Here is a 12,428-nt window from a genome sequence, read left to right on the forward strand (position 1 = left end):
CCGCAATCCACAGATTGCAGCCTTTCTTTATTTTCTAGCTTGGTAGCGACTGGTCAAAATGAAAATCACGGTAAAGAACAGCATCATGATACCATAAACAGGTAGTGTTTGTCCTGTTAAGGTTGAAATTTCAAGCAGTTTTTGAATTCTTGGGAAGAGAGCTGTGGCTAGGAAACCTCCTACTGACCAAACAATCAAGAGGACACGCCATAGGGTAAATGGCATGCAGGCTCTAAATACGGATAAGAAACCAATTGATCCCAAGAGATAATAGAGTAGAGTTGAGATTTCTAACTCAGACCAACCTTGGCTACTTCCAAATATTTTCACAAAAAGAACGCTGAAGACGACCATGAGAGCACTTGGTAGAGCACGAAGCATGGATCTTCTGAGGAAGTTTGGCTCGACAGGTTTGATATTTCGCTCAAAAGTCAGAACGAATGGTGGGAAACCTTCCACGAACTGGTCAATCATGGTAATCTGGATTGGAATGAAGGGGAAAATCAAGATCCACTCAGACCGACCTAGTAAAGCACTGGCGATACAGATAACTGCGAGCAAGAAGGAATAAATCGTCTTAATCAAGAAAATCGGTGCAATGTGGGCAATGTTATTGACCACACGACGACCTTCAAAGAGAATCTCAGGAACATCATTAAAGTCTGAGTTCAAGAGAACCAAATTGGCAATCTGACGTGTTGCCGGGTCTCCCTCAGCCATCACGATGGAACAATCTGCCTCACGAAGAGCCAAGATATCATTAACACCGTCCCCTGTCATAGCTGTTGTATGCCCTGCTTTTTTCAGCGTTTGGATGATGAGTTTCTTTTGATGAGGGGAAACACGTCCGAAAATCGCAGTCTCCTCCGCCATAGCAACCAATTCCTCATCCGTAATTTTCGAGCAATCGACATAGCTGTGGTAGTCCGCAAAACCAGCCTTCTGGGCAATGCTGGATACCGTAACTGGATTGTCACCAGAGATAATCTTGAGACCCACTTCCTGAGAACGGAGATAGTCCAGCGTCTCTGCTGCTCCTTCTCGGATAGGGTCCAAGATTTCTAGCAAGGCTAGAGCCTGAATATCAGATGGTTTCTGAGGCTTGTGATGGTCTAATTTCTCCTGACTGATGGCTAAAACCAAGACACGTGATCCTCTCTCCAAGGCCTCTCTAGCTTCTGGGACTTCAGAGGCAAGCAACATCTCAGGCGCCCCTAAGAAAACTGTTCCCAAACCTTCTAACTCCATGGCTCCCCACTTGCGGTCGCTTGAGAAAGGCAGATTAGAAATCATAGGATAAGTAACTTCTCCCACAAAACGCTGGCGAATAGCTTGCGCAGTTGGATTTTTATCCTCACTATGGGCCATGTAACTAGTCAGGATACTGGCAATAGCCTCTTCACTATAAGTTTCCGTCAGTGGAAGAACAGCCTCCACCTGCATCTTTCCTTGGGTGATGGTGCCCGTCTTGTCCAAACAGAGCATATCCACGCGCGCCAAGGTCTCAACAGAGTACATCTCCTGCACCAAAACCTTTTTCAAGCCCAGCTTAATCACCGCGGTCAAGAGCGAAGTAATGGTCAAAAGAGCAATTCCCTTAGGTAACATCCCCAAAAGGGCTGTCGACGAGTTTACAACGGATGACTTGAGAGGCAGGCCTTTTAAGATCAAGGCTTCTAGCAAGAGAGCTAGACCAAAAGGAATGATAATCTTCCCAGTAAAACCAGCCAACTTGTCCAGTGATTTCATGATACGAGAGTTGATTGGTTTAACGGTCTTGGCTTCCAGCATGAGTTTGGCAGCATAGTTGTCTGCACCGACATGGTGAACTTGAGCTAAAACTGACCCACTAGCTAGGAAACTTCCTGACAAAAGCAAGGCATCCACTTCCTTTTGCACCAAATCACTTTCCCCCGTTAACATGGCTTCATTGACTTCCGCAAAGCCTTCCAAAACCAAGGCATCACTGGGAATCTGCTCTCCAGCAGACAAACGAATGACATCTCCTAGCACCAATTCTTCCGGATTCAGAGCCACTTCTTGGCCATCACGAATGGTTTTGATCTTTTCCTTGGTCATAAGATTGAGCTTGTCCACCATGTGTTTGGCCCGTAGCTCGGTCACAATTCCAGAAAAAGCGTTAAAGCAGATAACAGCAAAGAAGACCAAATTGCTCCAAGCTTGCACAAAGGCAAGGGCCAAAGCAATAGCAAAGTTCAAAGCGTTAAAAAGGGTAAAGACATTTCGTTTAACGATTTGCCAAGTGCTGGTACTGGCTGATGCGGTAAAATCATTGACCAGTCCCTTAGCCTGTCTTTCCTTGACTTCTCTTTGGGTTAATCCCATAATCTTATTTTTATCCATAAATTCTATCATATCATTTTTTCTAAAAGAATTCTAATCTCACCCCAAATATGCACCTAGTCAAAGGAAAAGTTTGCCAGCCCTCCTTTGATAAGGTATAATAATAACAAGAAAATAATTGAAGGAGATCGCATGTTTTATACTTATTTACGTGGATTGGTTGTCTTGCTCCTATGGTCCATCAATGGCAATGCCCATTATCATAATACTGATAAAATTCCTAATCAAGATGAAAATTATATTCTGGTTGCGCCTCACCGTACCTGGTGGGATCCTGTTTACATGGCCTTTGCGACCAAGCCAAAACAATTTATCTTTATGGCCAAAAAAGAGCTCTTTACCAACCGTATCTTTGGTTGGTGGATTCGTATGTGTGGCGCCTTTCCTATCGACCGTGAAAATCCTAGTGCTTCTGCCATCAAATATCCTATCAATGTTCTTAAAAAAAGTGATCGCTCTCTCATCATGTTTCCAAGTGGGAGCCGTCACTCAAACGATGTCAAGGGTGGCGTAGCTCTGATTGCCAAAATGGCCAAGGTCCGTATCATGCCGGTTACCTACACAGGTCCTATGACCTTGAAAGGCTTGGTTAGCCGCGAGCGTGTCGATATGAACTTTGGAAATCCAATCGATATCTCAGATATCAAGAAAATGAATGACGAAGGCATTGAAACAGTCGCCAATCGTATCCAAACAGAATTTCAACGTTTGGACCAAGAAACGAAACAATGGCACAATGATAAAAAACCAAACCCACTCTGGTGGTTTATCCGCATCCCTGCTCTCATCCTTGCCATTATCCTCGCTATCCTAACCATCATCTTTAGCTTTATCGCAAGCTTCGTATGGAATCCAGATAAAAAGAGAGAGGCTCTTGGTTAAAAAATACAACAATCCCTTGGCAAAAGCCAAGGGATAATTCTTTTACTTGATTTTCCATTTTTGGGCCAACCAGCTGGAAAAAGCTAGAAATCGCTCATCCACTTGTTCATGGTGTCCATAAGGATCAAAGACAAACTGACCGTTCGGATAGCATTTCTGAAGACTGGTATGAATCTGCTCAGCATAGACTGGTGCTTGAGCCAAACGATTAGTATGATTGACTCCTTCTGTTTGACCATTCTGTAAATACAGCAAACAGTCCAAATTTTCCACATTTTCTTCCTTGCAATAAGTCACAAAATCAGGATACCAAAAGGAACCGCAGATTGAAAAGACACAGGAAACCTTGTCAAAGCTGAAAAGACTGTAAACTGCCGCCAAGCCACCTAGTGAATAACCTCCGTAGGCAAGGCGTGCTTCATCCAGGCGATAAAGCGACTGCAACTTGTCTAAAAGGCCTCCAAATAAATGATCATGATAGACCTTGGCCTGACCTCCAAAATCTGGAGCTCCATCTCTCAGAGCAGCCGCCTTCCAAGGAGTGTAGTCATCTAGGCGATTTTTAGAGGTCAAGCCCACTAAAATCACAGATTCGGAAAGGGACGATAGGAAGTCCAAGTTTCCATCATTCAATAAAATAGCCGGATAGGTTTGATTGGGGTCGTAGTTAGAAGGAAGGCTGATTTTGACTTGAATCCCTTCCCAATCAAACTCATTATTTATTGATAAAGTCATTGATTTTCTCAAGGGAATCAATCACTGCTGGACCATAGTCCATCAATTCATCGTAAGAGATGGTCATGATTTTTTGATTCTTAATAGCAGGAACGCTTTCCAAAACAGCATTTGCCTTCATCAACTCTACTGCTTTTTCATCCAATTTTTTATTGCGGTCGCTGGTTACATAGATAATCAATTCAGGATCCATTGACACGAGATTTTCCAAGGTCAAGCCTGATGTCCCCGTAGCAACGTTTGTATAACCAAGTTGGTTCAGCAAACTTTCTTGCAAAGCAGACTTGTAGGCACCGAAGGTTTCATCATTATAAGCAACCATAATCAAAGCCTTTTTCTTTTCACCTTGGCTTGCTGGATTTGCTTTCTTAACAGCGTCAATTTTAGTTTGTAATTGGGCTGCGTATTCATTAGCCTTGTCCTGAACATTAAAAATCATTCCAAGATTTTTGACATCTTCTACGATATTCCCCAAATCTTGCTGAATTGTTGAGAGAGAAGCTTTTTGAGTATAAACTGGGATTTTGTTTTCATTCCAAGTACTAACTGTCCCCAAGGATTTTTCAGAAAACATCATGTTTCGCCCCATCACAGCGTCTGGCTCATAAGAAAGGACTGTCTCTTGTGAGACTGTTTTTTTATCCCCAATTTGAGGAATCGTCGCAATCGCGTCCTTGTATTTGTCTGTTACAGCATTATCAGGATTAAGCATGCCAGCAATTTTATCCTTCAACCCCAACTCCAATAAGATTTCAGTGGTTGAAAGATTGTTTGTAATAACTTTTTCAGGTGCCTTGTCAAAAACTTGTTCGACTTCATTCCCTTTCGCGTCATAGGTTTTGACCGTTAGTGGATAAGTCGTCTCTGCGTTAGCCTTTTGACTTGTTTCTGTGCTAGATTGTGTGGTAGCTTTTTCTGTAGTAGTATTGCCACAAGCTGCCAAAGTTAAGGTAGCTACTGTTACGAGTAAAATGCTTAGTGTTTTTTTCATCTTGTTTTCCTTTTCATTCTTATAAATAGTGAATCATGGCTTGCTGATCCTCGGTCCAAGTCACCTGACTTTGAACTCCATATACAGTTTGCAATGACTCAGGGGTGATGGTCTCCTTTGGAGTCCCTTGGTAAAGGATTTCCCCCTCTTTCATTAGATAGAGATAATCAGAATAGCGACAAGCAAGTTGAATATCATGCAGGACAGCTAGAACATTGACCTTGAGCTGCTTCACAATGGCTAACAAGTCTAGCTGATACCTGATATCCAGGTGATTGGTTGGTTCGTCCAGGAGCAAGAGAGTCGGTTCTTGCGCCAAGGCGCGGGCTAGTAAGACTCGCTGTTTCTCTCCCCCTGACAGAGACGAATAGAGACGAGTTTTCTTCTCGAGCATATCCACCTTAACGAGGGCATCTTGAACGAGCGCATAATCTCTTTCCCTTTCCTTCTGTAAAAAAGAGAGGTGGGGAGTTCTTCCCAGCAAGACGATTTCTTCAACTGTACAATCAAACTGCAGTTGGTTAAACTGGGTCACAACTGCCATTTGCTTGGCTGTTTCTTTGAGCGTCCATTGTTCCAGAGGCTTTCCATCTAGGCTTATCAAGCCTTTGTCCGCCTTTTCCTGACGATAGAGGAGTTTAAGTAGACTGGTTTTCCCACTTCCATTTGGTCCTAATATCGTGTGAAATTGATAACCCTCAACCTTAAGAGAGACTCCTTTGAGGATTTTTTTCTCTCCTAGTCCAAAATGGATATCCTGACAAATCAAGTCCATATCAGACCCTCACCTCCCTTCGCCTACCTCCAACAATGTAGATAAAGAAGGGAGCACCTACTAAGGCTGTGAAAATACCAATAGGAAGCTCTGCGTTTGGAATGATGATACGAGAGAGTACGTCTGCCCAGATGACAAAGAGGGCTCCCAGCAAGGTTGCAACAGGAAAAAGCCTCTTGTAATTCGTTCCTACTAACCCTCGAGCTAAATGTGGAGTAATCAAACCGACAAATCCAATAATTCCACAGTTTGCCACTAAGACTGCTGTCAGCACAGCCACCATGGTCACATAAAGATACCAATAAAAGCGTAAGGGAATTCCCAAAGTTAAAGCAGCCTCATCTCCCATCATCATCGCATTGAAAACACGATACTGAGTAGAGAAAAATAGAAAGGCTATTCCTACTACTATAGTTGGCAGGACCAAGTCTGCCCAGGAAGTCCCAGCGAGCGAGCCCATGGTCCAAAACTTAATGGTCATCACACTGTCCGCATTAGCTCCGACTGAGATAATAAAGTTTGAAAAAGCCAGAAAGAGAGCGTTGACCACCGTTCCTGATAAAATCAGACTGGAAGTCGTCATCCTTCCCTGCATAGAGGCAATGATGAGGACAGCAATTGTTGCCAAAATAGCTCCAAGAAAAGCTCCAAGGCTAATCATCACTTTTAAACCAAGAATGATGCTCAAAGTTGCTCCTAGAGTTGCACCCGCAGATATTCCTAAGACATAAGGCTCTGCGATGGGATTGTTCACTGTAGACTGCATCACGCTACCACACATAGAAAGACCAGCCCCCACTATCAAACCTAGCAATACTCGGGGGAATCTCATGTTCCATACAATGGCAAGAGTGGACTTGGAAACCTCTCCTACCTCAAGAGGAAACCCCAACCTGCTCAAAATAATCCGATAGGTATCGCCTAGATCAATCGCAACGGATCCCATTGAAACTGCTAGAAAGAGGGAAATTCCTAAAACACCTAGTAAAATACCTAAAAGCAATACAAATTGCAGGTCCTGTCGGCTTCCAGAAAATTTGGAAAGCATGCAAACCTCCTTTGATAGAATCTTAAAAATTTAGAAAATTCTCATGAAAAGTATACCATATTTTCAACAATGGAACAAGATGAGAAAAACAAATATAGTTAGTCTTACAGTGCTAATAATCGTAACCGAAGATTATACTTGAGTATAACGAGGTAAAGTGACAACATAAAAAGCCCTCTGAAAATAGAGAGCCACCTGTTTATATAATTAGTGAGAATCTTTATGTCACCAATTCTCCCACTGGGTTTCGACTTTCACCTCACCATAGTTGCTTGGTGAATACTTGCTGTCATAAATCGAGCACCAATCTTTCAGGACTTTCTGATTTACGATTTCGTCGTAGTAAGAGTCCAAGTCCTTGGCAGTGATACCGTACTGCTCTAGGTAGGATTTTACTTGGGCCTCGTCTTCGATGTATGTTTCCGTATCTGCTTTCTTTAAACCTATATTCACAAATTTTTTTAAAACACGATCCTTACGAGTATAGTTATCCCATATTCTAACTCTAACATTTGGCCCAATTCGTTTTTCAAATGAGATTGAACTTAATTGTGTTTTTGTATCAAAATTAAAACCTATTTCGATTTCAAAATACTCTTCTGGGGTATGGTCTTTATTATAAGTTCCAAATGGATAATATTTAGAATACTCTCCATCACTTGGCCAATCCGGTCTGATTTCAAAGCCATCTATGTTTCTTAAAATATTATTTGATCGATAGGTTTTCTCAGTTTCTTGGTAAATCTCATCAAAAATGTTTTTAGGTTGTTTAGTAAAAAAGTAGAAACAGGATGATATGATTAGTGCAATTAAGGCTATTAGACCTAAAATTTTTTTCATGTTATCACCAATTCTCCCACTGGGTTTCAATCTTGATATCGCCATAATTGCTTGGCGAGTACTTACTGTCATAAATCGAGCTCCAGTCTTTCAAGACTTTTTGGTTGACGATTTCGTCGTAGTAAGAATCCAAGTCCTTGGCAGTAATACCGTACTGCTCTAGGTAGGATTTCACTTGGGCCTCATCTTCAATATAACTATCCTCATTTCCTGATAATACTATCTGAATTGACTTTGTGATCATTTTAGTTTTTTGGCTATACTTACTAATCATCCATAACTTCACATCCCCAGATATTTTCTTCTCAAATGAAACAAACAGCTCGTTAGAATAATTTTTGAAATTAAAATCAATAGATATATTATTAAAGTTTTGAGGGTTGCTTTTACTAGTATACAATCCAAATGGATTTTGAGAGATATTAGGATCATCAGTTGGCCAAACTGGTTTAATGTCAAAGCCATCTATATTTCTTAAAATATTATTTGTACGATATGTCTTCTCTGTCTCCTGGTAGATTTCATCAAAAATATTTTTAGGTTGTTTAGGAAAAAAGTAAAAACAAACTGATACAAGTAATACAATTATTGTTAAAACAACTAGTATTTTCTTCATGCTATCACCAATTCTCCCACTGGGTTTCAATCTTAACATCGCCATAATTACTTGGCGAGTACTTGCTGTCATAAATGGTGCACCAGTCTTTCAAGACTTTTTGGTTGACGATTTCGCCGTAGTAAGAATCCAAATCCTTAGCAGTGATACCATACTGCTCTAGATATGATTTTACTTGGGATTCATTGTCGATATAATTTTCGGAATTTCCCTTTATTACAATTACTTCTACTTCTTTTTTCAAACTTTTTTCACGATAGCTATATCCTACTCTTACCCGTATTCTAACTCCTGAATCAATATATTTATCAAAACGAATAAAACTTGTTTGTTCTAAATTTTGAAAATTAAAGCCTAGTACGATTTTACGATAATCATTAAAAATATTGTCTTTATAGGTTACATGTGGACTATATTTCAAACTCTCATTATCACTTGGCCAAACTGGACGAACAATAATATCTTCATTTTTTCCAAAAATATTATCTACCTGATAACTCTTCTCCGTTTCTTGGTAAATTTCATCAAAAATGTTTTTAGGTTGACGCACAAAGAAGAATAGACAAACTGATACAAGTAATATCACTACTGTTAAAACACCTAGTTTTTTCTTCATGTTATCACCAATTCTCCCACTGGGTTTCAACCTTGACATCGCCATAATTGCTTGGCAAGTACTTGCTGTCATAGATAGAACACCAATCCTTCAAAACTTTCTGATTGACGATTTCGTCGTAATGTTTGTCTAAATCTTCTTTGGTTATGTTGTATTTTTTTAAATAGTCTCTTATTTTTTCTTCATCTTTGAGGTACTCTCCAGCCTTTCTTGGTTCCTCTAAAATCGCAAGTTCTTTCTCTAGAGTTTTACTTTTAATATTGTAATAACTTAAATACCACAAAGAAAACTTCGAGTTTACTTTCCATTCAAACCAAATAAACATTCCTTTGTTTATACTATCGAAATTAAACTCTATTTCAGTCTCGGAATAATTTGCAGGAAGATAATTATCAATGTAAATTACCTTGGGAGTATACTTTCCTGTTCCCTGCATATCTTTATCATATATTTCATACTTATGTACTTCAACATCTTTCAACTGGTTAAAAACATTGTTTCCAAGATAAGTCTTCTCCGTCTCCTGATAAATTTCATCAAAAATGTTTTTAGGTTGTTTAGGAAAAAAGTAAAAACAAAATAATACGATTATCACAAATAAAGCTACTAGGCCTAGGATTTTCTTCATGTTATCACCTTATCACCAATTCTCCCACTGGGTTTCAATCTTGACATCGCCATAGTTGCTTGGCGAGTACTTACTGTCATAAATCGAGCACCAATCTTTCAGAACTCTCTGGTTGACGATGTCGTCGTAGTAAGAACCCAAATCCTTGGTAGTGATACCGTACTGCTCTAGATAGGATTTCACCTGATTTTCGTCTTCGATGTAATTTTTCGTATCTGCCTTCTTCAAAACTATTTTTACAAATTTTTTTAAACTACGTTCTTTATGAGAATATACAGTCCACATTTTTATACTAACGTTGGACTCTATCCGTTTTTCAAATGAAATTAAGCTTAATTGAGCTTCGGATTTAAAATTAAAATCTATAGCAATTTTCTCATAGCTATCTGGTAAAGCATTTTCCTCATAGACGACACTTGGATAAAATCTAGAATCATCACTATACTCTTGATATTTATGTGCTTCAACATCTTTCAACTTGTTAAAGACATTATTTCCTAGATAAGTCTTCTCCGTCTCATGGTAGATTTCATCAAAAATATTTTTAGGTTGTTTAGGAAAAAAGTAAAAACAAAATAATACAACTAGTAAGACTAAAGCCAATAAACTGAATATTTTCTTCATATTGTCACCAATTCTCCCACTGGGTTTCAATCTTGACATCGCCATAGTTGCTTGGCGAATACTTGCTGTCATAAATCGAGCACCAGTCTTTTAAGACTTTTTGATTGACGATTTCGTCGTAGTAAAAATTCAAATCCTTGGTAGTGATACCGTACTGCTCTAGATAGGATTTCACCTGAGCTTCGTCTTCAATATAAGTTTCCGTATCTGCTTTCTTCAAACCTATTTTGACAAATTTTTTTAAATTGCGTTCTTTATGAGAATATACAGTCCACATTTTTATATTCACGTTTGACTCTATACGTTTTTCAAATGATATCGAACCAATTTCATCTTCAGAATAAAAACTAAACCCAATTCTTAGTTCAAGATAACTTTCCGGAATATTTTTATAATTTCCTGAAGGTGTATACCTTAAAAATTCTCCATCGCTTGGCCAAACTGGTTTAATATCAAACCCTTCTATATTTCTTAAAATATTATTTGTCTGGTAAGTCTTCTCAGTTTCCTGGTAGATTTCATCAAAAATGTTTTTAGGTTGTTTAGGAAAAAAGTAGAAATAAACTGATACAAGTAATACTACTATTGTTAAAACACCTAGTATTTTCTTCATAGATTTCCTCCTACTCCGCCACGGCTTCCAAGCGATTTAAAAACTTGGATACACCTGGATAGTTACTTTTGATATATGCTTTAATAGCATCTTCCCCTTTTTCCATAACCTCTAACGGAAGAATACTTGCATAGATAGTACTTCTGACTTGTTTCCAGTCCTTATTTTTCAAGAACTCTCTTTCTCTCTGAGTGGAGTCTTTTTGAAGGTCAGAGTAATAAGAAGTTATAGCTTGGTCATAGGATTGCCCCTTTTGCATACGGCTGATAAGGTTGACCGAGTCTAGGTCTGCCTTGTAGTCATCTTCACCAATGCTTGGTTTTTTATCCGTAGCATTTTTAGTCGTGTCTCCCTCCCAGCCAGAAAGGTCCTTGACATGCTCTCTACCGCCATAGACGTCGGATAACTGGAAACTGCTAGGATTTAGATGAGTAGCCATGGTAATGGACTGGTGGGTAAAGTCTGCGTGACCTATCACCAATTCTCCCACTGGGTTTCGACTTTCACCTCACCATAGTTGCTTGGCGAGTACTTGCTGTCATAAATAGAACACCAATCTTTCAAGACTTTCTGGTTGACAATTTCGTCGTAGTAAAAATCCAAGTCCTTAGCAGTGATACCATACTTTTCTAAGTAAGATTTCACTTGGGCCTCGTCTTCGATATAACTATCCTCTTTTCCTGATAATACAATCTGAATTGACTTTGTGATTGTTTTAGTGTTTGGATTATATTTGTTGACCATCCATAACTTCGTACCATCAGCTATTTTTCTCTCAACTGAAACAAACATTTTACTATACGCTTTCTCAAAATTAAATCCAACTCTCAGTTCAAGATAGTCTTCCGGAAGAGTCTTATATTTCCCCAAAGGGCTATATTTAAAATATTCTCCATCACTTGGCCAGACATCATCAATTTCAAAGCCATCTATGTTTCTTAAAATATTATTTGACCGATATGTTTTCTCCGTCTCATGGTAGATTTCATCAAAAATATTTTTAGGTTGTTTAGGAAAAAAGTAAAAACAGGATAATACAATTAGTAAGACTAAAGCTAATAAACCGAGTATTTTCTTCATGTTATCACCAATTCTCCCACTGGGTTTCAATCTTAACATCGCCATAATTACTTGGCGAGTACTTGCTGTCATAAATGGTGCACCAGTCCTTCAAGACTTTCTGGTTGACGATTTCGTCAAAGTCTTTCTCTAATTCTTCTTTGGAAATATTATTTTTTCTTAAATATTCTCTTACTTTTTCTTCATCATCAATAAATTGGCCTGGTTTCCTTGGCTCTTCAAAAATCGCAAGTTTCTTTTTGAGCACTTTCTTTTGCAGATTATAGTGTGCTGAATACCATAGGGTAATATTCGAATTAGTCTTTCTTTCAAAACGAATCGACACTCCCTTTATCCCTTCTCCAAAATTAAAGTTAATGGTTATATCACTATAGCCTTTGGTTAGAGTTTCATACTTTCCAAAAGGAGTATACGAAATATTGGGGTCATCACTTGGCCAATCCGGTCTGATTTTAAACCCATCTATATGCCTTAAAACATTATTTGACCGATAGGTTTTCTCCGTTTCTTGGTAAATTTCATCAAAAATGTTTTTAGGTTGTTTTGGAAAAAAGTAAAAATAAACTGATACAAGTAATACTACTATTGTTAAAACACCTAGGATTTTCTTCATAGA

Annotated in this window: 15 protein-coding genes; 1 reads left to right on the top strand and 14 read right to left on the bottom strand. The window is 38.9% G+C overall.

Annotated features, from left to right (window positions below; genetic code table 11):
- Positions 1-27: 27 nt before the first annotated feature.
- Complete coding sequence (locus FJN11_RS06350) at positions 28-2,364, bottom strand: cation-translocating P-type ATPase (protein ID WP_140224383.1); 2,337 nt, start codon at positions 2,362-2,364, stop codon at positions 28-30.
- 132 nt (positions 2,365-2,496) lie between these two features.
- Here FJN11_RS06350 and FJN11_RS06355 point away from each other — a divergent pair, with 132 nt between their 5' ends.
- Positions 2,497-3,246, top strand: a complete 750-nt coding sequence (locus FJN11_RS06355; protein WP_020900876.1) for a lysophospholipid acyltransferase family protein — start codon at positions 2,497-2,499, stop codon at positions 3,244-3,246.
- A 42-nt stretch (positions 3,247-3,288) separates the two neighbouring features.
- Here FJN11_RS06355 and FJN11_RS06360 read toward each other — a convergent pair whose 3' ends face one another.
- The 13 genes from FJN11_RS06360 to FJN11_RS06420 form a co-directional block, all read right to left on the bottom strand.
- Entirely contained in the window at positions 3,289-3,981 is a 693-nt protein-coding gene (locus FJN11_RS06360) for an alpha/beta hydrolase-fold protein (protein WP_049552703.1), read from the bottom strand.
- The gene (locus tag FJN11_RS06365; protein ID WP_140224343.1) at positions 3,962-4,972 is read right to left on the bottom strand and encodes an ABC transporter substrate-binding protein; all 1,011 of its coding nucleotides are present in this window, start codon (positions 4,970-4,972) and stop codon (positions 3,962-3,964) included. The genes FJN11_RS06360 and FJN11_RS06365 overlap by 20 nt, the downstream gene beginning before the upstream one ends.
- A 19-nt stretch (positions 4,973-4,991) precedes the next feature.
- Positions 4,992-5,747, bottom strand: a complete 756-nt coding sequence (locus FJN11_RS06370; protein WP_140224344.1) for an ABC transporter ATP-binding protein — start codon at positions 5,745-5,747, stop codon at positions 4,992-4,994.
- Position 5,748: 1 nt separating this feature from the next.
- A complete protein-coding gene (locus FJN11_RS06375; RefSeq protein ID WP_140224345.1) occupies positions 5,749-6,795 on the bottom strand; it encodes a FecCD family ABC transporter permease in 1,047 nt (348 codons plus the stop codon).
- A 225-nt stretch (positions 6,796-7,020) separates the two neighbouring features.
- Positions 7,021-7,635, bottom strand: a complete 615-nt coding sequence (locus FJN11_RS06380) for a TipC family immunity protein (protein ID WP_140224346.1) — start codon at positions 7,633-7,635, stop codon at positions 7,021-7,023.
- Between the two features lie 4 nt (positions 7,636-7,639).
- Complete coding sequence (locus FJN11_RS06385; protein WP_140224347.1) at positions 7,640-8,251, bottom strand: TipC family immunity protein; 612 nt, start codon at positions 8,249-8,251, stop codon at positions 7,640-7,642.
- Between the two features lie 4 nt (positions 8,252-8,255).
- A complete protein-coding gene (locus FJN11_RS06390) occupies positions 8,256-8,867 on the bottom strand; it encodes a TipC family immunity protein (RefSeq protein WP_140224348.1) in 612 nt (203 codons plus the stop codon).
- Between the two features lie 4 nt (positions 8,868-8,871).
- A complete protein-coding gene (locus FJN11_RS06395; RefSeq protein WP_140224349.1) occupies positions 8,872-9,495 on the bottom strand; it encodes a TipC family immunity protein in 624 nt (207 codons plus the stop codon).
- A 12-nt stretch (positions 9,496-9,507) separates the two neighbouring features.
- Complete coding sequence (locus FJN11_RS06400; RefSeq protein WP_140224350.1) at positions 9,508-10,119, bottom strand: TipC family immunity protein; 612 nt, start codon at positions 10,117-10,119, stop codon at positions 9,508-9,510.
- Between the two features lie 4 nt (positions 10,120-10,123).
- Positions 10,124-10,732 carry a TipC family immunity protein gene (locus FJN11_RS06405; protein ID WP_140224351.1) on the bottom strand — a complete coding sequence of 203 codons (609 nt, stop codon included), beginning with the start codon at positions 10,730-10,732 and terminating at the stop codon, positions 10,124-10,126.
- A 10-nt stretch (positions 10,733-10,742) separates the two neighbouring features.
- Positions 10,743-11,210: a hypothetical protein gene (locus FJN11_RS06410; RefSeq protein WP_140224352.1), complete on the bottom strand. Its 468-nt coding sequence runs from the start codon at positions 11,208-11,210 to the stop codon at positions 10,743-10,745.
- Positions 11,207-11,812 (bottom strand): TipC family immunity protein, encoded by a 606-nt coding sequence (locus tag FJN11_RS06415; protein ID WP_140224353.1) that lies wholly within the window; start codon positions 11,810-11,812, stop codon positions 11,207-11,209. The genes FJN11_RS06410 and FJN11_RS06415 overlap by 4 nt, the downstream gene beginning before the upstream one ends.
- Positions 11,813-11,816: 4 nt before the next feature.
- Positions 11,817-12,425, bottom strand: a complete 609-nt coding sequence (locus FJN11_RS06420; RefSeq protein ID WP_140224354.1) for a TipC family immunity protein — start codon at positions 12,423-12,425, stop codon at positions 11,817-11,819.
- Positions 12,426-12,428: the final 3 nt, after the last annotated feature.

Origin of the sequence: Streptococcus symci (genome assembly GCF_006385165.1) — a bacterium.
Classification (GTDB): domain Bacteria; phylum Bacillota; class Bacilli; order Lactobacillales; family Streptococcaceae; genus Streptococcus; species Streptococcus symci.

What these genes read in the sequence shown, in the direction of transcription:
- FJN11_RS06370 (WP_140224344.1), bottom strand. Translation starts at nt 5,747, where the DNA reads ATGGACTTGATTTGTCAGGATATCCATTTTGGACTAGGAGAGAAAAAA.
- FJN11_RS06385 (WP_140224347.1), bottom strand. Translation starts at nt 8,251, where the DNA reads ATGAAGAAAATACTAGTTGTTTTAACAATAATTGTATTACTTGTATCA.
- FJN11_RS06415 (WP_140224353.1), bottom strand. Translation starts at nt 11,812, where the DNA reads ATGAAGAAAATACTCGGTTTATTAGCTTTAGTCTTACTAATTGTATTA.
- FJN11_RS06405 (WP_140224351.1), bottom strand. Translation starts at nt 10,732, where the DNA reads ATGAAGAAAATACTAGGTGTTTTAACAATAGTAGTATTACTTGTATCA.
- FJN11_RS06365 (WP_140224343.1), bottom strand. Translation starts at nt 4,972, where the DNA reads ATGAAAAAAACACTAAGCATTTTACTCGTAACAGTAGCTACCTTAACT.
- FJN11_RS06395 (WP_140224349.1), bottom strand. Translation starts at nt 9,495, where the DNA reads ATGAAGAAAATCCTAGGCCTAGTAGCTTTATTTGTGATAATCGTATTA.
- FJN11_RS06400 (WP_140224350.1), bottom strand. Translation starts at nt 10,119, where the DNA reads ATGAAGAAAATATTCAGTTTATTGGCTTTAGTCTTACTAGTTGTATTA.
- FJN11_RS06375 (WP_140224345.1), bottom strand. Translation starts at nt 6,795, where the DNA reads ATGCTTTCCAAATTTTCTGGAAGCCGACAGGACCTGCAATTTGTATTG.
- FJN11_RS06420 (WP_140224354.1), bottom strand. Translation starts at nt 12,425, where the DNA reads ATGAAGAAAATCCTAGGTGTTTTAACAATAGTAGTATTACTTGTATCA.
- FJN11_RS06360 (WP_049552703.1), bottom strand. Translation starts at nt 3,981, where the DNA reads ATGACTTTATCAATAAATAATGAGTTTGATTGGGAAGGGATTCAAGTC.
- FJN11_RS06390 (WP_140224348.1), bottom strand. Translation starts at nt 8,867, where the DNA reads ATGAAGAAAAAACTAGGTGTTTTAACAGTAGTGATATTACTTGTATCA.
- FJN11_RS06380 (WP_140224346.1), bottom strand. Translation starts at nt 7,635, where the DNA reads ATGAAAAAAATTTTAGGTCTAATAGCCTTAATTGCACTAATCATATCA.
- FJN11_RS06350 (WP_140224383.1), bottom strand. Translation starts at nt 2,364, where the DNA reads ATGGATAAAAATAAGATTATGGGATTAACCCAAAGAGAAGTCAAGGAA.
- FJN11_RS06355 (WP_020900876.1), top strand. Translation starts at nt 2,497, where the DNA reads ATGTTTTATACTTATTTACGTGGATTGGTTGTCTTGCTCCTATGGTCC.